We start from the raw sequence: 21,227 nt of genomic DNA on the forward strand, positions 1-21,227 counted from the left end.
ATACGGTCGGTCACAGGTCAGTCATCTCCCGAGCGCAGCCTAATGGTCGACTCGGCCGACGGCCCGGACGACGTCGACGACGGTGTGCGCGCGGACCTGATCCGACTCGTCGACGAGCCACAGCCGCAGCCGTGCGGTGCTCGAACCGGTGGGCATCGTCGACCGCACCATCGTCGGATCGGACACCCGGTAGGGATCGACGACGACGTCGACCTTCTGCTCGGCCGCGGTGTCAGCTCCGTTCCCAGGCTGCGACCAGGCCGCCGCCAGCGTCCCGCGGATCCTCGATCGTCCGTGGTGCGACAGCCGGACCGGAACGGTGACCTCACCGTTGGTGCTGATCACGTCGATGCCCGGCGCGATCGGGTCGAGATCGGTGATGATCACGGTCTCGGCATGGACGTCGGAGGAGGTCAGACCGAGATCGTCCTTGACCGACCGGTCGAAGGTCAGCACCCCGGCGAACTCGTGCTCGACGTCGTACAACTCGGTGTAGACGTAGCCGTTGTTGTCGGCCTGCCGGCGTAGCTCCTGGGTCTGCCACCGCATCGCCCAGGCGCGATCGACCGCGGTCCGACCAGTGCCGTACTCGCTGTTGATCACGGGCAGTCCGCGGGCATCCCCCCGGTCGGCCATCAGGTACTTGCGTTCCACGTGACTGCCGAGATCGACATCGAAGCCAGGCGCGGCTCCGGTGTACAGGTCAGAGATCGCGTTCCGCCAGTCCGTCGGGGAGTCGGAGTAGACGTGCCAGTCGGCCAGATCGGTGGCGACGTGTGACCAGCCGGAGCAATCCACCACCGGACGGGAGTCGTCCAGTTCCTTGATCAACCGGTATCCGTCGGCGAGCACTCGCTGCTTGACCGGGTTGTCGACCACATCCCAGTCCAGACCCCACTCCTCGTTGTACAGCCCCCAGATCACAATGCACGGATGGTTACCGTCCCGCGCGACCATCGGCGCGATCTGATCGGCGAAGGCGACAGTAGCTGGGGAGCTGTAGCGGCTCGTGCTGGCCGGCTCCTCCCACACCAGCATCCCGATCCGGTCGGCATGATGCAGCCAGCGCGGGTCCTCCAGCTTGAGGTGTTTGCGGACCAGGTTGAAGCCGAGCCGTCTGGCATGATCAAGATCGGCGGTCAACGCGGCACCGTCCGGCGCCGTCCAACCGTACCTGGGCCAATACCCCTGGTCCAGCACGCCGCGGAGGAAGATCCTTTCTCCGTTGAGGAAGAGATGTCGCCCGCGGGTCTCGATGGTCCGGATGCCGGTCGTCACGATCACCCGGTCGATCACCTGGTCACCGTCGCGGACCTCGACGGCGATCTCGTAGAGATGGGGGTCGGCCGGCGACCACGGGCGCGGCTCATCGACCGCAACAGCCAGGGTCGTGAGCTTGTCGAAGGACCGGAACTCCTTCGAGGATCCGGCCTTACGTGGGCCGCGGGTTTCCAGCCCTTCGACCAGCTCAGGGCTCGGGTCGTCGAGCACGTCCACGGCGATGGTCGACGCGGGATCCGGTTCGGGTCCCGCCACCCGGATGGTCGCGTCCCAACCGTCCAATGTGCTGCGCGGACGCAGTTCGACGGCAGCCAGATGACGTTCCGGACGGAGCTCCCACCAGACGCTCTGCCAGATCCCGCTGCACGGGCTGAATGAGCAACTGTCGTAGGGATCCAGCGGGATCGATCGCTGCTTGCCGTGCGGGATGGCGCCCTTGTCCCGCGGGTTGCGGACCCGGACACACAGCTCGATCCGGTCACCGGCGAACTCGGTGAGATCGACTTCGAACGGGACCTGGCCGCCGGTGTGCCGGTGCTGTCGGAGGCCGTCGACGAAGATCGTGGTCTCGTGCTGGACGGCACCGAAGTGCACGATCAGCCGGTGCCCGTCCGCCGGCGTCGGAGCCGTCCAGCGCAACCGGTACCAGCCGACCTCGAGCCAGCGGGCTGCGACTCCGGATGCCTCGGTGTCCCAGCCGTACGGGACCATGATCATCTCCGGCCAGCACGTCGGCGGCGTCGTCTCGGCGCTGCGGGCGAACTCCCAGCTGCCGTCGAGCAGTCCCCACTCGGTGTCGCGACGGAAGTCCGGGCGCGGATAGTCGTCAGTCACGATCGATCCTCCCAGCCACGATCATCACGGGTGGCGATCACCGACCAGCTGCGGGCGGGCAGAGTTGCCATCACTGCGCCGTCGGCAGCGACGGCGTCGAGGCTGCCTGGCCCGGCCGTCTCCGGGTCGCCGGCGGCGAGCCGCTGAGGTGTGGCGATGACCGTTCGGGCTTCCATGATCAATTGGTCGGGTCGGTCGACGACGCCGATCTCGACCGGCAGCGGCTCGCCGGTCCGGTTCACCAGGAAGATCGCGTTCTGATCGCCTTCCCGGCATGCGGCCACCGCCAACCCCGGAACGTCACCATGCTGGGGACTGCTGAGCGTCGGCCCGTCGACGCTACTCACCAGAGAACATCCCCGTGCCAGCCGGGCGGTCTGCGCCAGCGGATGGAAGATCGTCTGCCGGAGCACCGATCCGTCGGCTCGGGTCAGGATCGGCGCGCTGACGTTGACCAGCAGCGACAGACAGGCCACCCGTACCCGGTCGGAATGGTTCAGCAGGCTGATCAACAGATCGCCGACCACGACCGCGTCCAGCGTCTGGTAGCGATCCTCGCCGAGCGGCGGTCGGACCGCGATCTCGTCGTCGCGTCGGGTCGCCGTGTCGTCCGGCGTCGTCGTCCAGACGTTCCACTCGTCGAAGGCGATCGCCAACCTCTTGCTCGATCGGTGCCGCGCGACCACCGCATCGGCGGTCGCGGTGAGTTCCTCGATGTAGCGGCTCATCACCTCTCCCGAAGCCAGGTAGTCGGCGTCGGACTGGCGACCGTCGTAGTAGGCGTGGATCGACAGATAGTCCACCAGATCATGGGTGTGTTCCAGGACCGTCTGCTCCCACTGTCCGTAGCTCGCCATCTCCCGGTTCGAACTTCCGCAGACGGTCAGCTCGATCGACGGATCCACCATTCGCATCGCCCGGCCGGCCGCGGCCGCTCGGCGGCCGTACTCCTCGGCGGTGGTGTGTCCGATCTGCCACGGCCCGTCCATCTCGTTGCCCAGGCACCACAACCCGACGTCGTACGGGTCCGCCCGGCCGTGTTTGCGGCGCAGGTCGGCATACCGGGTCGGCGACGTGGCGTTGCAGTACTCCACCAGGGCGGCCGCCTCGGCCGCCCCACGGGTACCGAGATTGACCGCCATCATCGGCGTCAGCCGCCGGCCCTCGGCCCACTGCAGGAACTCGTCGGTGCCGACCTGGTTGGTCTCCACCGACCGCCACGCCAGGTCGAGGGTCGTCGGGCGGAGCTCGCGCGGCCCGACGCCGTCCTCCCAGCGATACCCGGAGACGAAGTTGCCGCCCGGGTAGCGGACCAGACCGATCCCGAGTTCGCCGATCAGCTCTGCGACGTCCTCGCGGAACCCTGACTGATCGGCCCGCGGATGATCGGGCTGGTAGATCCCGCCGTACACACAGCGACCCATGTGCTCGACGAACGATCCGAACAGTCGCCGGTCGATCGTGCCGCGGTCGAACTCGGTGCACAAGCGGATCCGGGCAGCAGGGGGTGGTGGCACGTCAGGACTCCTCGTCGGTCGGATGGTCAACGGGCACTTCCGGCCAGCAGGCCGGCAATGAAGTGCCGCTGCAGCAGGATGAAGATGATCACGGTCGGGATGGTGGCGAAGGCGCTCGCGGCCATCAGCTGGCCCCAGAGGTCGGCGCTGCTGACCGACATCTGCGAGCCGCTGACGTTGGTGGCCAAGCCGGCGAGCAGCACGGCGAGCGTCTGTTTCTGCTCGGAGTTGATGGCGACGATCGGCCACACCAGATCGTTGTAGATGTTGAACAGGCTGAGCACCGCCAAGGCCGCCAACCCGGGCCGGATGACGGGCACGATCACCGCGTAGAAGGTGCGCAGTACACCGGCACCGTCGATCTTCGCCGCATCGATCAGCTCGTCGGGGACGTCGCTGATCACCTGCCGCATCCAGAACACGCTGAACGCGTCGATCGCTCCGGGCAGGATCAGCGCCTTGAACGAATTCACCCAGCCGAGCTCCCCCATCTGCACCAACAACGGGATGATCAACACCAGAGTCGGCAACATCAGGGTCATCATCACGAAGGCGAACAGCTGTCGCTTGAACGGGAAGTCGAACTTGGCGAATCCGTACCCGGCGAGCGGGCAGAAGATCATCGTGATCGCCCCCTTGATGGCCACCACGACTGTGGTGTTGCCGAGCGCTCTGATGATCGGGACGTTGGACAGCATCCCCTCCCAGTTGCGCAGGGTGAAGTCGCGCGGGTCGAAGCCGAGCGGATCGTTCAGAATGCTCGCGCCGGGGCGCAGCGAGTTGACGATCATCCACCAGAGCGGGAAGCAGAAGGCCAGACAGACCGCCACGATCACCAGCGCGGCGGCCGTCCGGCGGAGCGCGATGCCCAGCGGGTGTCGGCGCGGTCCGGCGAAGGACGAGACAGTTGCGACCATGATCAGTCCTCCGCTCTGAGTAGTCGGACCGAGATCAGCGACAGCAGCAGCACCAAGATCACCAACAGGAAGGAGTTGGCGGCGCCGGTGCCGAGATCGGAGGCACCGATGTGGTTGTACAGATAGAGACCTGAGGTCTGCGAACTCGTGTACGGGCCACCCTTGGTGAGCACGTACGGCTCGACGAACATCTGCGAGATACCAAGCGTCGATACCACGACGAAGAACGCCGTCGCCCGACGCACCAGCGGCACCGTGATGGAGAAGAAGGTCCGGAACGGCCCGGCGCCGTCGATCGCCGACGCCTCGTACACTTCTCGCGGGATCTGTTGTACCGCAGCCAGCATCACGATCAGCGCGAAGCCGCTGCTCTTCCAGAGCACGAACAGAGCGATCGTCGGTTTGGACCAGAAGATCGTCGTCAGCCAGCCGATCTTCGGCAGGCCGATCGCCGACAGGATGAAGTTGGTGACACCGAAGTTGGTGTCGAAGAGCAGGATGAAGGCCTGCGCCATCGCCGCCACCGGAGTCACGTACGGCAGGATCGTCACCGTCCGCAGCACCTTCGCATACCACCGACCGGATCGGGTCAGCGCTGCGGCGACCGCGATCGCGACGACCGTCTGGACCGGGACCACCAGCAACCACATCACGCCTGAGTTGAGCAGCGACCCCCAGAAGTCGACGTTGCCGAGCAGGTAGCGGTAGTTGTCCAGCCCGATCCAGTGCAGCGTGCCCGAGCCGTGCCAATCGGTGAAGCTCAGCTGGAGCGCGAAGATCAACGGATAGCCGCCGAAGGCGGCGAACAGGAGGAAGAAGGGAAGCACCAACAGATAGCCGACCCACCACTGTCGCGGCAATCGTCGACGTCGCGGCGGCTCACTTGCGTGATCACCGTCCGGCAACCCTGTCCTGGTCTGCTCGATCGTGCTCATCGTTGCCGATCGACGAGGTTCTTCTGGATCTGGTCCGAAGACTTGGAGATCACGTCGTCCACGCTCATCGATCCGTCGATCATCTTCTGCATGTTGACGCCGAGGTAGTTCGCTGCCTGGTTGAACCACGGCGGGATGCGGTAACCGGCAGGAATCGCCAGCGCAGCCTTGGTGTCCACCGACCACAGGTCCTGATTGCCCAGTTGCTCGACGGGCTTGAAGAGTGCGGGTCCGTTCAGTGCTGCCTTGACCGAAGGCAGCGAGGTGTTCAACCCGTTCGGGTAGGTCTTGTTCGGCCCGTACACGGTGCTGTAGCCCTTCTTGTTGTAGAGGGCGAACTCGTAGAACAACCAGGCCAGCTCCGGGTTCTTCGCCTTCAGCGGGATCACGAACGAGCTACCGCCCATCACCCCGGACCGCGCGCCGCCCTCGGTCCAGGCCGGCAACTCGGCGACCCGCCACTTGCCGACGGAGGTCTTGAGCCCGGACTGTGGCAGGAAGATGAACCAGATCGCCCACGGCACCAGGGAGATCGTGCCGTTGTCGAGCATCGCGATGTTGCTCGTGCTGGCGAACTTCGTCCGGGCACCGAGCCCCTGTTCGGCGACCTGCCGGATCCAGGTGAGGGCGTTGCGGAACGCAGGTGTGTCGATGGTGAGGTTGTCCTGCTTGTCGATCAGCCCGCTGCCCTGCTGCTGGTTGATCAACATCATCAGCCACTGCAGGCCGAGGTTGGCGTCCTGCTCCAGCGGGATGGGCTTGGCCTTGGCGTTCTTGGACTTGATCTTGTCCGCGGCGTCCAGCAGCGCGTCGTAGCTGATCAGCGTCGCCGGGTCGACACCGGCCTTGTCCAGGATGTCGGTGCGGTAGTACAGCAGTCCCGGATCGGTGTCCCAGGGGATCCCGACCAACTTGTTGTCGAAGGTGTTGACGTCCAGCTTGAACTGCACCGTGTCAGCACGATGCGGTTTCATCAGGGACGTCAGGTCATAGAGGTGATCGGCCTGCGCGCCGATGTTGACGTCCTCGTAGAAGGAACCGTCCGGCACCGCAGTGCCACTGATCAAGGTCGGCGGCAGCTTGGTGTCGATGTCCAGACCGACCATCTTCACCGAGACGTCGGGATACACCTTGTTGAACGCCGGCACGACCGTGCGGAATACCTTGAGCAGGTCGTCGTCGCGCATCCACAAGGTGATCGAGCCCTTGGCCGTCGCACTGGGCTTGGGCGCCAACTTCTGCTCCGGCTGCGACGACCCCGGCATGCAGGCCGCCAGGCCGGAGCCGGCGAGACCCGCACCACCCAGCAGCGCCGCCGCCCGGAGCGCGGATCGTCGGTCGAAGCGGGCAGTCGACGACTGCATCGGGTCTGTCCTGGTCATCGTTGACCTCCTGGTGCCGAGATCGCGCGAATGTTAGCGCTAACTATCAGGTGTTAGCGCTAACAGTATGCCTCCGCTCAGAGCTTGGCAAGGGGACGAAGGTCCCGGCCAAATCCGCCGACCCGTCAGTTTCTCCCCGACACGCGCGGAATGTCGGGGAGAAACTGACGGGTCAGCGGTGGAGGACGCGGCGGGCCAGGACGTTGCCCAGGAGTTGAGCGCCTTGGACGATCACGATGATGATCACCACGGTGAGCAGTGTGACGGCCCAGTTGAGCTGCTGGTAGCCATAGGTGATGGCGAAGTCGCCGAGCCCGCCGCCACCGATGTAACCGGCCATCGCGGACATGTCGACGATCCCGATGAACATGAAGGTGTAACCCAGGATCAACGGGGCCAGCGCCTCCGGGACCACCACGGTGAGCAGGATGCGGAGCCGACCCGCCCCCATCGAACGAGCGGCCTCGACCACGCCGGGATCGACGGCGACCAGATTCTGCTCAACGATCCGACCGATGGCGACCGCGGCCATCACCGACATCGGGAAGATCGCCGCCTTGGTGCCGATCGTGGTCCCGACGGCGAGCATCGTCAGCGGGCCGATCGCGGTGATGAAGATGATGAACGGGATCGGCCGGATCAGGTTGACCAACACGTTCAGGATGTTGAAGATGATCTTGTTCTGCGCCAGATTGCCCGGTCGGGTCGCATACAGCGCGGTGCCGATGATCAGCCCGCCGATGCCTCCGGCGAACAAGGTGATCACGACCATCAGCACGGTCTGCCGGAACGCGATCCCGAGCTGTGGGAGCAGAGCTGAGATGTCCACGATCACACTCCCCCTTCCGGCCACTCGGTGACCTCGGTGATCTCTGCGAGCGAGGCGATCGTCGATCGGATCGCGTCGGGTTCACCGGTCAGTTCGAAGGTCAGTGACCCGAACGGCCGGTCACCGATCTCGGAGATGCCGCCGTAGATCACCGCGCTGTGTACGCGCTGATCCCGGAGTCGGTCGAAGATCGCGGTCCGCTGGTCAACCAGCTCGACAGTGATGATCGTCCCGGCATGATCGCCGCGCAGCCGTGAGATCACGTCCGCGTCCGGACGATCATGCAACACCGTCTGGACGAACCGCCGGGTCGCGGTCGACTGCGGACGAGCGAAGACGTCGAAGACCGGCCCCCGTTCCACGATCCGTCCCTGCTCCATCACCACCACCCGATCACAGATCGAGCGGACCACCTCCATCTCGTGAGTGACCACCACGACGGTGGTCCCGAGATCGCGATTGACCCGGCGCAACAGCGCCAGCACGTCGGCTGTCGTCTCCGGATCGAGCGCACTGGTGGCCTCGTCGGCCAACAGCAGCTTGGGACCGGTGGCCAGCGCCCGGGCGATCCCGACTCGCTGCTTCTGGCCACCGGACAGCTGGTTCGGGTAGGCCGACGCCCGATCCGCGAGACCGACGAAGTCCAACATCTCCGCCACCCGGGCCGCACGTTCGGCCCGACCGAGACCGGCCAGCTTCAACGGGTAGGCAACATTGCCGGCGACGGTCCGGGAGGCGAACAGGTTGAACTGCTGGAAGATCATCCCGACCTCGCTGCGCACCCGGCCCAGCTCCCGCTCGGTCAAGCGACCAAGATCAACGCCGTCCAGCAGCACCCGGCCGCTGGATGGGCGTTCCAGGGCGTTGATCAAGCGCACCAAGGTCGACTTGCCGGCCCCGGAATAGCCGATCACTCCGGTGATCTCGCCAGCGTTGATGTCCAGATCGACATCATCGACCGCACGGACCACCGACGGCCGGCGGAACTCCTTGCTGACGCCGACCAGGCTCACCAGGGCGGCCATCAGTTGGCAGCCTTGATGTCGTCCTCGATTCCGTTCAGTGTCTTCTGCAGATCGGCGGTGGAGTTGGTCTTGAAGGTGCCCCCGGCGCCGAGGTCCTTCTTGACCGCGGCAACCACGGCCGGGTCATGGTAGAGCTCGGCCAGCTTCTTGTAGGTCGGGTTGTCCTTGTCCTCGGCGCGCGCGACGAAGATGTTGATGTAGGGCTTGAACTCGTCGGCGTTCACGTTGTCCTTGTAGATGATCTTGTCCTCGCCGAGCTTGGCGGCAGTGGCGTAGTTGTTGTTCACGATCGCGGCGTCGACGCTCCCCAGGTTGGCCGCGGTCTGGCTGGCGTCCACCGGCACCACCTTGATCTTGGCGCCCGGCTGCACGTCGGCCGGGGTGGACAGCGAGTTGCCGCCGTCCTTCAGGGTGATCAGCTTCGCGGCCTGCAGGACGAGCAGCGCACGGGCCTGGTTGGTGGGGTCGTTGGGGATCGCGACCTTGCCGCCGGCCGGGATCTCGGCGGTGCTGGCGTGCTTGGTCGAATACAGCGGCAGCGGGTAGAGCGCCGTCGCGCCGATCGGCGTCAGGTCCTGCTTGGCCTTCACGTTGTATTCGGCCAGGTACTGCAGGTGCTGGAACTCGTTCAGGTCCAACTGCTTCTGGGTCAGCGCCGGGTTCGGCTGGTTGTAGTCGGAGAAGTTGACGAGCTCGACCTCGATGCCGGCCTCGGACGCCTTCTGCTTGTAGGTCTGCCAGTACGGCTCGGCCGCATCGGCGACACCGATCTTGACGTGCTTGTCGTCTCCTCCGGAGGCACCGGAGTCCGTGCCGCAGGCGGCTGCCAGCAGCAGGGCGGTCGCGGCGACGACGGCGCCGAGCAACCGCGGCAGTCGGCGTACCAGGTCTGGACGGGACATGATGGATTCCTTTCTGTGTCCACGCGGGCGGATCGGCGCACGCGCAGGCCCGGCTCCGCACGCTGTCGATGCGCGGTCCGGATGGGGAGGGGTGTGGGTGTTCGCAGGCTCAGACGTCGGGTCAGCGACAACAGGCCACGGCATGCCGCAGAGCGCGGCAGCCGGGCATTCGGAGCTGGTGCGGAATCACCCCACCACGGTACGAGCCCGGTCACAGAAAGCCAGCGAAGCGTCCGGATAGCGGTACCCATGACCATATTCTGGACATGCCGGAGGTCCCAGTAGCGTTGTCCTCATGATCGTCGCCTTCAGCATCTCCCCCGCCGCACCGGACGAGAACGGATCGGTGTCGGCCGCCGTCGCCGAGGTCGTCCGGATCGTCCGCGAGTCCGGCCTGCCCAACGAGACCAACGCCATGTTCACCAACATCGAGGGCGAGTGGGACGAGGTGATGGCCGTGGTCAAACGGGCCGTCGACGTGCTCGCCGCTGAGTCGCCGCGGGTCAGTCTGGTCCTGAAGGCCGACATCCGCCCCGGGTACACCGGCCAGTTGACCGCCAAGGTCGAGCGGGTCGAGCAGCATCTGCAGGGCGGTCGATCAGCGGCCGAATGACGCTGCGGTGACGTAGGGTTCTGCCTGATCGAGCACCGATCCGGTGCCAGACACGGCAGAGCGAGGAGTCGCCTACGGTGGCAGCAACCGGTTGGTATCCCGATCCCGGAGGAGCGACGGGGCGTTACCGCTATTGGGATGGCAGCAGGTGGTCCGCTGAGACCACCGATGATCCGACCGCCCCACCGCCGACCGCGTCCTACGGCTCGGCGACGGCTTCCTCGACGGGTCCGACGGACCCCTCGAGCCGGCCCTCCGCACTCGTTGGGCAGCGGCAGAAGAGCCGCACCGGCATCGTGGTCGGCGCCCTGGTGGTGCTGGTGGTGTTGATCTTGGCCGTGGTGTTCACCGTCCGAGCGGTGACCGATCGGCGCGACCGGGTGCTGATGGATCCGGATCCACCACAGTCCAGTGTCAGCGGCTGGGACGACTCGAGCCCGCTGCCGACCGAGACACCGACCCCGACGCAGAGCGCCGAGCCGTCCGACAGCGCCAGTCCACAGGGCCTGGAGTCCTGCCCGGACGGTGATCCGAGCCGTCGCCAGAACCATCCGGCCGACGACAAACGCACCTATGGCGGTGACCTGTCGTTTCCCAAACCGGCGGGCTATGACGACAACGCCGCCTACACCCATTCGATGACCTGGGCCTACGACACCGACGGTGTCTACACCAGCACCGAGCCGGCCTGGGCGTCGTTGCTGGCGGTCGGCTACATCACGTCGGCCGACGGCTTCAAGACCACCAAGCAGAGCGCCGACGGCATGATGCAGTGCATCGCTTCGTCGGGCTACTACAGCCAATTCACCGGCCGCAAGGACGTGTTCTCCAAGAAGGTCACCGTCGACGGCCATCCAGGCTGGGCACTGCGATCAGAGATCCGAGTGGACAATCCCGACCTGAGCGTCGAAGGCGACGTCGCCGAGGTGATCGTGGTGGACACCGGTACGGCCGGACAGCTGTCCTTCTTCGGTGGCTTCGTGCCGATCGGCGACCAGCCGCGGATCCGGACGCTGGACGACACCATCGCCGGCCTGCAGGTCGGCTGAACGATGGCAGCGGCGGGCTGGTATCCCGACCCGGACGGCACCCCGGGACGCTTCCGTTACTGGGACGGCAACCAGTGGTCCGCGGCGACGAGCAACACTCCCCAGGCGCCGCCGCCGGGCCCCACCGGGCCATCGGCGCAGCGCCGACAGCGCGGCAGGGCCGGCCTGCTGATCGGTGGATTGGCGGTGCTGATCGTCGGGGCGATCGTGGCCGCGCTGATCGTGCGCGCCCTCGATGATCATCACGACACCGTGCTCGACGACCCTGATCCACCGCCATCGACGGCCAGCGGCTGGGACGACTCCAGTCCGCTGCCGACCGCCACTCCCACACCGACACCGTCGAAGAGCGCGCGGTCTCCGAGCCCGCGCAGCAATCCGAAGGTGGCCTGCGCGGTCGGTGCTCCGACCGAGCGGGCGAAGCACCCCGACAACGGCCGGGTGTACGGCGGTGAGTTGTCGATGCCGTCGCCGGACAGCAGTTGGAATCACACCAACCGGGACGCCATCGGATTGTCCTTCGCCTACGATGTCGGCCTGGTCGACAAGATCGTCGAGGCGAATTGGTACGAGTCCATCGCGGTCGGTGAGGTCCGCACCGAGGATGGATTCACCGGCCCCGAACAGGCGGCCGAGGCGATCACCCAGTGCATCGCGTCGTCGACCTTCTATCGTGGTTTCCAGGGACGGCACGACGTCTACAGCAAGCGGCACGATGTCGACGGCGAGCCGGGCTGGGCGGTGCGCACCGAGATCCGGGTGGACGATGCCGGCGACGACCTCGAAGGTGATGTCTCCGAGGCGATCGTGGTGGACACCGGTGAGCAGGGCACACTGTCCTTCTTCTGGGGTTGCGTGCCGATCGACGACACCGCCCGACTCGAACAACTGGAGGCCGTGATGCACGACCTCCGTGTCTCCTGAGGGGCGAATCGACGTGGCAGCGACGGGCTGGTATCCCGATCCGGACGGCACGCCGGGACGCTATCGCTACTGGGACGGCCGCCAGTGGTCGGCCGAGACGACCGACAACCCGAGCATCGGCAGCCCGACCGGTGGCGGTCCGATCGGCAGCTCCTCCACCGCACAACCTGCGTCCGGCGCCGGCCGGCAGGCAGCGCGCCGCGGCCGGACCGGGCTGATCCTGGCCGCCCTCGCCGTTCTGCTGGTCGTCGTCGTGATCGCCACCCTGGTGATCCGTTCGCTGGGTGATCAACGTCCCGGCGCACTCGGCGATCCTGACCCGCCGGAATCCAGCGTCAGCGGTTGGGACGACTCCAGTCCGTTGCCGACCGCGTCGCCGCCGCCGACCGGCGACAGCACGGGGCCGACCAGTGCCGTCGCCTGCGCGGCAGGTGCGCCGGGCAGTCGCAATCCGCACCCGTCCGACGGCCGGCTGCACGGCGGCCGACTGTCACTCGAACAGCCCGGCAGTCCGTGGCGACGCGACGACCGTTATGCCTCCGGACTCAGCTACGCCTACGACGTCAGCGGCGCCAGCGAACAGGTCGAGCCGAGCTGGTTCGCCATGGTCGCGGTCGGTGAACTCCACGCCGACGACGGTTTCCGCCGGCCGAAGCAGGCTGCCGACGGGGTGCTGCAGTGCATCGCCTCGTCGTTCTACTACGAGTACTTCACCGGCAGGAAGGATCTGTCCAGTAAGCGATTCGCCCTGGACGGCCATTCCGGCTGGTCGATCCGCAGCGAGATCCGTGTCGACGACCCCGCTGTGCAGGCCGCCGGCGACGTGGTCGAGGTGATCGTGCTGGACACCGGGGACGCCGACCGGCTGTCGCTGTTCGCCGGCTTCGTCCCGATCGGTGATGCCGCACGGATCTCCCAGCTGGATGAGGTGATCAGCGGGTTGCGGGTGGATTGACAACCGCTCCGCACCCGTGCCGCGGCCGCCGCCGGGTTGGTGGCTTCGGTTAGGTTCTGAACTGAGGTGGAAGGAGGTCGATGGCGTTGGCCGGCTGGTATCCGGACCCCGGTGGCAAACCCGGGAGATACCGCTACTGGGACGGTGAGTCCTGGTCGGAGGTGATGACCGACGACCCCGCCGACCCGCCGCCCGGCGCGGGGACCGGGCGGCGACCGACCCCCGATGCCGACCATCACCATCCGGGCCGGACGATCGGGATCGCCGTCCTGGTGCTCGTCATCGTCGTCGTCAGCGCGGTGCTGATCGTCCGCCGCACCGACAACGCGAGCAGCATCGGCGCCCCGGGAGCCGGCGCGAGCGGCTGGGACGACTCCAGTCCGCTGCCGTCGTCGCCGGCGGGCGGCTCGCCGTCGACATCGGGCTCGAGCGGCCCACCCCGTACGGCGGTGAACTGTCCGGCGGGGCGTCCCGACGAGCTGTCGTTGCACCCTAATGACGGCCGGATCCACGGCGGCCGGCTGTCGATGGCACCGATCGACGGTTACTCCGATCCCGAGCCGGAATACATGCTGAGCTGGATGTGGGACACCGAAGGTGTCAGTCAAGTGACCGAACCGGGCTGGCAGTCGATCTTCGCGGTCGGCGAGATCCAGCGCTCCGACGGCTTCGACAGCCTGCGCGACGCCGCACGGTCCTCCCTCGACTGTGCGAAGCGGACCGGCTGGTACCTGCATCTGGCCGGCTCCAAGAACATCCGCGACGAGGCGACCAAGGTCGACGGCCGCGACGCCTGGATCGTCACCGCCGAGATCCGCGACGACAGTCCGCGGGTCAGGGTGGACGGCGACCAGCTCACCTTCGTCGTGGTGGACGACGGCCGCGACGGTGCCTATTCGGTGTGGTGCGGGATGGTCCCGTTGGGCGACCGAACCCGCTTGGCCCTCAGCCAGCGGGTGTTGTCCGGTCTGAAGGTGCGCGGCTGACGACCGCCGACGGGTGGTGCCGCCCATGTTGCCGGTAGGCCGTGGTGATCATCGGACTCGACCGACCGATCGGGTAGCTTGGCCGCCATGGCCGAGCCGGGCTGGTATCCAGATCCCGAGGGCGCTCCCGGCCGTTTCCGCTTCTGGGACGGCCAACGGTGGGCGGCCGAGTCTGTCGACTCACGCCCCGACCGGGCTCGAGGTTCGGCGCGGTTCATCGCACTTCTCGGTGCCGGACTCGCACTCGTCGTCGTGATCGTGATCATCACCGTGATCATGGTCCGACCCGATCGATCGGCAACGCCGGACACCAACCCGCCCGGGTCCTCGGCCAGCGGCTGGGACGATTCCCACCCGACCTCCTCGGCTTCACCGTCGCCGTCGCCGTCGCCGACTGCATCGCCATCACCGACGGCGAGCCGAGCTCCTTCCAGTCGGGCCGCGACGATCCCCCGACCCGCCGGCAACTGTCCGGCCGGCGAACCGGAGCAATCGGTCAAACATCCCCGCGACGGCCGCGTGCACGGCGGCCAGCTCTCCTTCGATCCGGTGTCCGGGCACGGATTCGGCAAGCCCCGGAGCGATGATCATTACGGCTGGTGGTACGACGAACACGCACAGATCGCTCGAAGCACCGCCGGCGCCGGCACCGGCCGTGCCGCGCGCTTGGCTGTCGGTTCGTTGGCGATCCGCGACGGCTACCGTTCGGCCCATCAGGCGGCCCGATCGGCCCTGCGCTGCGTGATCGGCTCCGCGGAGTATCAGCACTACACAGGTCAGGATCTGATCCGCAGCAGGAAGCGGACCGTCGACGGTCAACAGGGCTGGGAGATGATCACCGACGTCGGCGTCCGGCCGGTCGGCGACGGCGCAACCGGTGACCGGATCCGACTGCTGGTGGTGGACGCCGGGGCACCGGGATCGTTCTCGATCTTCGTCGGCGTCTCCCCGCTCGGCGACAGCCGACGGACCAAGATCGTCAACGCGACCGTCGCCGACCTGCGGATCGGGTATTGATCACCGTCGCCGACTGACGGTGGATCAGTTGTCAGTTTCCGGCTGCCGGATCAGAGCGGTGGACAACATAACCCGCCGACGGTCGCGGGACTCGTCACCTTCCGGCTCGACGAGATAGGGGGCCAGCAGCTCGGCCATCGCCTCCTGGAGTTGCGGCAGGTCGTCGTCGGACAGGTACAGCATCGTGTGGCCGAAGCCGAGAATTCCTCGGTCTCCGTGCTCGTCGGGTTCGGCCGCCCGTTCGAAGCTCTCGCTGATGGTTCGCAGAAAGACCAGGAAGGTGGACCGCAATTGCGCGGTGTCCATCGCCACCAGTTCCTTCTCGTCGGCATGGGCCAACCGATCACCCAGCGCGTAGCTCCGTTCGACCGTTCCGCGCACCGGGCGTTCATCGACGACGGCCAGGAAACCCTGCTGCACCATCGCCGCAACGTGTCGGTAGAGCGTTGCCTGAGCGACGTCGGGCAGCGCCTCGGCCAGCTGCTTGGTGGTCAATGTCCGGCCGCCCAACGCGATGATCACCCGGAGCCGCACCGGATGCCCGATCAGCCGGGCGACGTCGCTGTCCGCGGTCATCGCCCCTCCCTTCGATTTATGTTCTCACTCTGATAATGTTATCGCCACGAGACCAATCGTAACGTTCGTCAGGAGTGATGATGCCCGCAATCGAACTCGACCGGCACCGGCTGATGGTGCGTTTCACCGGATGGGAATCCCTGATGGTCCGCCGCCAGACCCTGGAGGTGCCGATCGGAAGCATTGATCGTGTCGAGGTATTGCCCGATTGGACATCGGAATCACTCGGCTTGCGGGTCGGCCTGGTGATCTCCGGCTGGTACAAACTCGGCACCTTCACCCACCCCTCAGGCACGCGCCGACTGGTAGCCATGAAGCGAGGGCTCCCCGTGCTGAGACTCGGCCTGACGGGCCCAGCCGATGCCGCACCGCGCTTCGACGAGCTGCTGCTCAGCACCCAGCGCGCCTCGGAGATCGCCAGCACGATCACGTCGGCGCGGGCGGCGTACCGATGACCACGCCCCGCCATCCAGCGATGCCGATCGAGGTCAACGGCCTGTCCAAGCAGTACGGGGCGGTCGCCGCCGTCCGGGACGTGCACTTCACTGCCCACCCCGGACGGGTCACCGGCTTCCTCGGACCCAATGGTGCGGGCAAATCGACCACCCTGCGGATGATCCTCGGATTGGTCCGCCCCGACTCCGGATCGGCCACCGTCGGGGGCTCCCCCTTCCGCGACCTGCCGACCCCGACCCGGATCGTCGGCGCCACGCTCGACCTCGCAGCGGCGCATCCGGCAATGACTGCGCGCACACAGCTGCGGATCCAGTCCGACCTCGGCGGCCATCCGCGCGACCGTATTGACGACGTGCTGACGATCACCGGACTCCATCGAGCGGCCGATCGACGGACTCGCGGCTTCTCCACCGGGATGCACCGCCGACTCGCACTCGCCACCGCTTTGCTCGGCGATCCTGCCGTGTTGATCTTGGACGAGCCGTCCGCCGGGCTCGACCCGGCCGGGGTCGCTTGGCTGCGGCAACTCGTTGTCGACCATGCAGCTGCGGGCGGCACGGTGTTGATCTCCAGCCACCAGCTGGCCGAGCTCGAGCTCAGCATCGACGACTTGGTGGTGATCAACGACGGACAGATCGTCTGGTCGGGGAGTCGACCCGATTTCGTCGACGGCCACCCGGACCTGGAGACGGCATTCCTCACTCGGACCATGACCACGGAGGCAGCGCGATGACCACCAGTACGACGCAGCGACCGACAGCCTCGGACGTGACCGTCACCACCGGCCGCGGGCTCCGGCGGGCGATCCGCGGCGAACTCAGCCGATTGTTCGGCACCAGGATGCCGCTGATCGCCATCATCCTCGCCGCACTCAGCGGGCTCGTTCCCACCGGAGCTCTGGTGCTCGGCGGCCCCGGCACTGCACAGCCTCCGATGCCCGACATCGATTCCGCGGCCGGCGTCAGCACCGCACTCGGCCTGGCCGGTGTCTCGTTGTTCGTGCCGGCGCTGATCGGCACCATCGCAGTCACCAGCGAGTACCGTCACCGCACCATCGGCGCCACCTTCCTGGCCGTCCCGCGCCGCGGCCAGGTACTCCTGGCCAAGCTGCTCTGTTATGCGGGATTCGGCCTGACCTACGGTCTGATCGTCGTGGTCGCTGCGGCCATCGGCCTGTACGGTGCGGCGGCACTCCGCGGGATGCCGATCGGCATGCCGATCGCCGTCGTTGTGACACTGCTGTTGCGGATCGCCGTCACAGCAGCGATCTACATGATCATCGGGGTCGCGATCGGCGCATTGGCCCGCCATCAGTTGGCGGCCGTCGGGATCGTGCTCGGCTATTTCTACTTCTTGGAGTACCTGTTGATGATCATTCCCGGTGTGAACGCGATCTACCCGTTCCTGCCGGGCGGGGCCGCTGCCGCACTCACCCAGTTCACCTTCATCACCGACAGCGTCGGTGCCACCGGGACGCTGTCGGCTCCGGGCCTGTTACCGCCGGTCGCCGCTGCCGCAGTTCTGATCGGGTACGCCGCCGTTGCCAGCTGCGTGGCGGTCCTGCTGCCGCTACGCCGCGACCTTCGCTGATCGCATCACCCTGGCTGCGGTGATCGCCGCCGTCAGGGTGGACGGTCCCGGCAGCCCGGGCCTGCCGCCGACGGTCGACCACGAGACGTCGGTGTGCCGGCAACACCCCTCAGGCGGCATTTCTCGACGTGTCGGCACGCCCTGATGCGTCATGATCATCCTCTGTTCACGGTGCTCAGCCTCAGACAGCAGCGAGCCGTCGACCCAGGAAGTCCTTGATCCGCATCGCCACCTCGTCGAGCGCGCTCTCCAGCAGGAAATGTCCGCCGGCCAGCAGTGTGATCTCCGGGTCGACAGCGTCCCGCCGGAAGGCCTCAGCGCCGGCAGCGGCGAAGATCGGATCGCCTTTGCCCCAGACCGCCAACACCGGGACCGCGGTGTCGGCCAGGCAGCGATGCAAGGCCGGGTACTGCGGTGGATTGCTGGCGTAGTCGGGGAACAGAGTCCTGACCGGCCGTCAAGGTCTCGATCTGCTTGCGGGTGTCAGTCGCGGACGAGCTCGAACACCGGGATCTGCCGATCGGTGCGCCGTTCATACAGGGAGAAATTCGGCCAGACGGCGCGCAGCCGTTGCCAGCCGGCGTGTCGTTCGTCGCCACCGAGCTCGGAGACAACAACGGCGATCCGGCGGCCATGATCAACGACGGCGGCCCGGTCGACAGCGCGCAGGTTGAAGACCCATTGGGGTGTCCGCGGTCCGCCGAAGTACGAACCGGCGATCAGCCAGCCGGACCCGGTCGGCGCCGCCAGCAACCGGGTGACACGCCGAACACCCGAGCGGCGCCCGGTGGTCAACAGCGTGACATTGGGCAGACCGGCGATGTCGAGCAAACCGCAGCGTTGGCCGGTGACGGTCTGGACGGCATTGTCACAACGCACGATCAGCGGCAGCAGCCGCGGCATCCAGGGCACCGAGCCGATCTTGATCGCCAATCGGGTGCGCCACCGCATGCCCCCAGTGTCCCAGCAATGCGAACGCCCGCCCCGATGTATCGGGGCGGGCGTTCACGTCGCATCGGCGACGCCGTACTACGGGTTGTTCGGAACTACGGGTCGTTCGGAACTACGGAGCGTTGGGAGCCGGAGCCGACGGCGCTGCGCCGGCCTGGACCTTCTCGGCGATGGCGTCGCCGACGCCCTTGTCCACGTTGCGCCAGTACTCGAAGACCCGCTGCTTGACCTCGTCCCGGACACCGGTGCCGTCGAGGGTGGAGGCGACGGTCTCGACCAGGCGGCCGCGCTCGGCCTCGTCCATCACCTCGCGCACCAGGGTGCCGGGCTGACCGAAGTCGTCGTCCTCGGCGTGCAGCGAGTAGGCGGCACGGACGAAGTCACCGTCGGCGGACCAGTTGGAACCGGCGAACAGGTCCTCCTTGGCCTCCGGACCGCCGACACTGTTCGGGAAGTAGACCGGCTGACCGACATTGAAGTCGTAGCGCATCGCGCCGTCGAAGTCGTAGCTGTTGACCTCGACCTTCGGCTTGTTGACCGGCAGCTGCAGGTAGTTCGGCCCGATCCGGTAGCGATGCGTGTCGGAGTAGGCGAACACCCGGCCGAGCAGCATCTTGTCCGGGCTGAAACCGACACCCGGCACGATCGACGACGGCTCGAACGCCGCCTGCTCGATCTGGGCGAAGAAGTTCTCCGGGTTGCGGTCCAGCACCAACCGGCCGACCTTGATCAACGGGTAGTCGCTGTGCGGCCAGATCTTGGTCAGATCGAACGGGTTGAACCGGTAGTCGGCTGCGTCGTCGAACGGCATCATCTGGACATGCAGATTCCAGATCGGAGCCTCGCCGTTCTTGATCGCGTTGAAGAGATCACGACGGTGCGCGTCCGGATCCTGCGCACCGAGGGCAGCGGCTTCCTCGTTGGTCAGGTTGACGACGCCCTGCTCGGAGATGAAGTGGTACTTGACCCAGAACCGTTCGCCGGCGGCGTTCACCCACAGGTAGGTGTGCGAGCCGTAACCGTTCTCGGTCCGGTAGCTGGCCGGGATGCCGCGATCACCCATCAGGTAGGTGACCTGATGCGCCGACTCCGGCTGCAGGGTCCAGAAATCCCAGCGCATGTCCCAGTCCTGCAGTCCGGTGTCCGGCAACCGCTTCTGGGAACGGATGAAGTGCGGGAACTTGATCGCGTCCCGGATGAAGAAGATCGGCGTGTTGTTGCCGACCAGGTCGTAGTTTCCTTCGCTGGTGTAGAACTTCAGCGCGAAACCGCGCGGGTCACGGGCGAGGTCGGAGGAGCCCTGCTCGCCGGCGACGGTGGAGAACCGGGCCAGCGCCTCGGAGCGTGCCCCCTTCTGGAACAGCGCCGCCTTGGTGTACTGGCTGACGTCCTCGGTGGCCTCGAAGAAGCCGAACGCACCCGAGCCCTTGGCGTGCACGTTGCGCTCCGGGACCCGCTCCCGGTTGAAGTGCGCCATCTGATTGACGAAGTGGTAATCGTGCAGCAGGATCGGGCCGTCCGGTCCGACCGTCAGCGAGTTGTTGTCGCTCGGCGCCGGAGCGCCGCTGTCGGTAGTGGAGAACTTCGTTTCGGTCATCGCTGTCTCGCTCTTCCTCTCGCTGGTGCTGTCTGATGAAGTCGTCGCGGCCGGGCCGCTGAGTCAGGTGAGATGATCATGGTGACCATGATCATCAGGTTCGGGTGTGATCATGGAGCCGGTCGGCAGCTGCCGGCGGCCGGTCAGTGCCGGCGGCGCAGTCCGGGCACAGACCCCAGTAGGTGACCTCGGCTTCGTCGATCACAAAGCCGTGGGTCTGCTGCGGTGTCGCGCAGGGCATCGCGCCGACCGCACAGGGCACGTCGACGACGGCGCCACAGCCGCGGCAGACCAGGTGGTGGTGGTTGTCGCCGGCATTGATCTCGAACAGCATCGACGACCCCGCGGGCTCGATCCGGCGCAGGATCTGATGCTCGGTCAGAGTGTTCAGGGCGTCATACACGGCCTGAGTGGACACGGTGCCGATGGTCGACCGGACCCGGTCCGACACCTGGTCCGCGGCAAGGTGTGAGTCGGTCTGCACCGCATCGAGGACCGCCAGCCGCGGCTGGGTGACGCGCAACCCGGCCGAACGCAGCCGCGTCCGCCACTCCTCGTGCTGAGCACTGCTCCCGGTGGCCGTCTGCATGCTCCGATTCAATCACCTTGTCTGGAATCATTCAAGATTCGTACCAAGGTGATTCATCGGGTGATTCGTCCAGGGTGATTCGCGGCCGGTCAGTCCGGCCGATCGACGCCCTCCCACTCGGCGTCCTCACGATCGGCCTGCTCATTGCGCTCGGCGACCTTGGCCATCGCGTTCTGAGCTTCCTCCTGCGTCGGATAGGGCCCGAACCGATTCGCCGAACGACAGCCGTCGGCGGTCTCGACGGTCTTGTGATCGAGGCAGTAGAACCACTGTTGATCTTCAGCCATCGTTCCTCCTTCGTC

At 66.6% G+C, this 21,227-nt stretch carries 23 protein-coding genes; 9 read left to right on the plus strand and 14 right to left on the minus strand.

Annotation, left to right across the window (positions count from 1 at the left end; translation table 11 throughout):
• Positions 1-39 precede the first annotated feature (39 nt).
• The 8 genes from BLU38_RS05560 to BLU38_RS05595 form a co-directional block, all read right to left on the minus strand.
• On the minus strand, positions 40-2,115 hold the full coding sequence (locus tag BLU38_RS05560) for a glycoside hydrolase family 2 protein (RefSeq protein WP_231920188.1): 2,076 nt from the start codon (positions 2,113-2,115) through the stop codon (positions 40-42).
• Complete coding sequence (locus tag BLU38_RS05565; RefSeq protein ID WP_231920189.1) at positions 2,112-3,632, minus strand: alpha-N-arabinofuranosidase; 1,521 nt, start codon at positions 3,630-3,632, stop codon at positions 2,112-2,114. Before BLU38_RS05565 ends, BLU38_RS05560 begins: the two co-directional genes overlap by 4 nt.
• Positions 3,633-3,658: 26 nt before the next feature.
• On the minus strand, positions 3,659-4,549 hold the full coding sequence (locus BLU38_RS05570; protein ID WP_091521132.1) for a carbohydrate ABC transporter permease: 891 nt from the start codon (positions 4,547-4,549) through the stop codon (positions 3,659-3,661).
• 2 nt (positions 4,550-4,551) lie between these two features.
• A complete protein-coding gene (locus tag BLU38_RS05575; protein ID WP_091521135.1) occupies positions 4,552-5,484 on the minus strand; it encodes a carbohydrate ABC transporter permease in 933 nt (310 codons plus the stop codon).
• Positions 5,481-6,866: an ABC transporter substrate-binding protein gene (locus tag BLU38_RS05580; protein WP_197680006.1), complete on the minus strand. Its 1,386-nt coding sequence runs from the start codon at positions 6,864-6,866 to the stop codon at positions 5,481-5,483. Before BLU38_RS05580 ends, BLU38_RS05575 begins: the two co-directional genes overlap by 4 nt.
• Positions 6,867-7,038: 172 nt before the next feature.
• Positions 7,039-7,638 carry a methionine ABC transporter permease gene (locus tag BLU38_RS05585; RefSeq protein WP_091531989.1) on the minus strand — a complete coding sequence of 200 codons (600 nt, stop codon included), beginning with the start codon at positions 7,636-7,638 and terminating at the stop codon, positions 7,039-7,041.
• 59 nt (positions 7,639-7,697) lie between these two features.
• The gene (locus BLU38_RS05590; RefSeq protein ID WP_091521142.1) at positions 7,698-8,720 is read right to left on the minus strand and encodes a methionine ABC transporter ATP-binding protein; all 1,023 of its coding nucleotides are present in this window, start codon (positions 8,718-8,720) and stop codon (positions 7,698-7,700) included.
• The gene (locus BLU38_RS05595) at positions 8,720-9,622 is read right to left on the minus strand and encodes a MetQ/NlpA family ABC transporter substrate-binding protein (protein WP_197680007.1); all 903 of its coding nucleotides are present in this window, start codon (positions 9,620-9,622) and stop codon (positions 8,720-8,722) included. Before BLU38_RS05595 ends, BLU38_RS05590 begins: the two co-directional genes overlap by 1 nt.
• Positions 9,623-9,917: 295 nt before the next feature.
• Between BLU38_RS05595 and BLU38_RS05600 the strand changes: the two genes are divergently transcribed.
• From BLU38_RS05600 to BLU38_RS05625, 6 genes are all read left to right on the plus strand, one after another.
• Entirely contained in the window at positions 9,918-10,235 is a 318-nt protein-coding gene (locus BLU38_RS05600) for a thiamine-binding protein (RefSeq protein WP_091521145.1), read from the plus strand.
• A 77-nt stretch (positions 10,236-10,312) separates the two neighbouring features.
• On the plus strand, positions 10,313-11,284 hold the full coding sequence (locus tag BLU38_RS05605) for a DUF2510 domain-containing protein (protein WP_157683228.1): 972 nt from the start codon (positions 10,313-10,315) through the stop codon (positions 11,282-11,284).
• Positions 11,285-11,287: 3 nt separating this feature from the next.
• Positions 11,288-12,208, plus strand: coding sequence for a DUF2510 domain-containing protein (locus BLU38_RS05610; RefSeq protein WP_091521149.1), 921 nt, complete (start codon positions 11,288-11,290; stop codon positions 12,206-12,208).
• A 13-nt stretch (positions 12,209-12,221) separates the two neighbouring features.
• Entirely contained in the window at positions 12,222-13,163 is a 942-nt protein-coding gene (locus BLU38_RS05615) for a DUF2510 domain-containing protein (protein ID WP_157683229.1), read from the plus strand.
• Positions 13,164-13,243: 80 nt separating this feature from the next.
• The gene (locus BLU38_RS05620) at positions 13,244-14,149 is read left to right on the plus strand and encodes a DUF2510 domain-containing protein (RefSeq protein ID WP_091521155.1); all 906 of its coding nucleotides are present in this window, start codon (positions 13,244-13,246) and stop codon (positions 14,147-14,149) included.
• Positions 14,150-14,236: 87 nt separating this feature from the next.
• Positions 14,237-15,166 (plus strand): DUF2510 domain-containing protein, encoded by a 930-nt coding sequence (locus BLU38_RS05625; RefSeq protein ID WP_091521159.1) that lies wholly within the window; start codon positions 14,237-14,239, stop codon positions 15,164-15,166.
• Positions 15,167-15,190: 24 nt separating this feature from the next.
• On the opposite strand, the gene BLU38_RS05630 is transcribed toward BLU38_RS05625, so the two are convergent.
• Positions 15,191-15,742 (minus strand): helix-turn-helix domain-containing protein, encoded by a 552-nt coding sequence (locus BLU38_RS05630; RefSeq protein ID WP_091521163.1) that lies wholly within the window; start codon positions 15,740-15,742, stop codon positions 15,191-15,193.
• A gap of 77 nt (positions 15,743-15,819) precedes the next feature.
• Between BLU38_RS05630 and BLU38_RS05635 the strand changes: the two genes are divergently transcribed.
• Genes BLU38_RS05635 through BLU38_RS05645 form a run of 3 tightly spaced genes read left to right on the plus strand, consistent with a single transcriptional unit; the run spans position 15,820 to position 17,788 of the window.
• Positions 15,820-16,197 carry a hypothetical protein gene (locus BLU38_RS05635; RefSeq protein WP_197680008.1) on the plus strand — a complete coding sequence of 126 codons (378 nt, stop codon included), beginning with the start codon at positions 15,820-15,822 and terminating at the stop codon, positions 16,195-16,197.
• 20 nt (positions 16,198-16,217) lie between these two features.
• On the plus strand, positions 16,218-16,931 hold the full coding sequence (locus BLU38_RS05640) for an ABC transporter ATP-binding protein (protein ID WP_157683230.1): 714 nt from the start codon (positions 16,218-16,220) through the stop codon (positions 16,929-16,931).
• The gene (locus BLU38_RS05645) at positions 16,928-17,788 is read left to right on the plus strand and encodes an ABC transporter permease (RefSeq protein WP_197680009.1); all 861 of its coding nucleotides are present in this window, start codon (positions 16,928-16,930) and stop codon (positions 17,786-17,788) included. Before BLU38_RS05640 ends, BLU38_RS05645 begins: the two co-directional genes overlap by 4 nt.
• A gap of 181 nt (positions 17,789-17,969) precedes the next feature.
• Here the strand turns inward: BLU38_RS05645 and BLU38_RS05650 are convergent, their stop codons facing one another.
• From BLU38_RS05650 to BLU38_RS05670, 5 genes are all read right to left on the minus strand, one after another.
• Entirely contained in the window at positions 17,970-18,188 is a 219-nt protein-coding gene (locus BLU38_RS05650) for an alpha/beta fold hydrolase (protein WP_197680010.1), read from the minus strand.
• An 83-nt stretch (positions 18,189-18,271) separates the two neighbouring features.
• Entirely contained in the window at positions 18,272-18,739 is a 468-nt protein-coding gene (locus BLU38_RS05655) for a nitroreductase family deazaflavin-dependent oxidoreductase (RefSeq protein ID WP_091521170.1), read from the minus strand.
• A gap of 112 nt (positions 18,740-18,851) precedes the next feature.
• Positions 18,852-20,336, minus strand: coding sequence for a catalase (locus BLU38_RS05660; protein WP_091521173.1), 1,485 nt, complete (start codon positions 20,334-20,336; stop codon positions 18,852-18,854).
• A 94-nt stretch (positions 20,337-20,430) separates the two neighbouring features.
• Positions 20,431-20,925: a Fur family transcriptional regulator gene (locus BLU38_RS05665; RefSeq protein ID WP_091521177.1), complete on the minus strand. Its 495-nt coding sequence runs from the start codon at positions 20,923-20,925 to the stop codon at positions 20,431-20,433.
• Positions 20,926-21,014: 89 nt separating this feature from the next.
• Positions 21,015-21,212, minus strand: coding sequence for a hypothetical protein (locus BLU38_RS05670; protein WP_091521181.1), 198 nt, complete (start codon positions 21,210-21,212; stop codon positions 21,015-21,017).
• Positions 21,213-21,227: the final 15 nt, after the last annotated feature.

Source organism: Microlunatus soli (assembly GCF_900105385.1).
Taxonomy (GTDB): Bacteria; Actinomycetota; Actinomycetes; order Propionibacteriales; family Propionibacteriaceae; genus Microlunatus; species Microlunatus soli.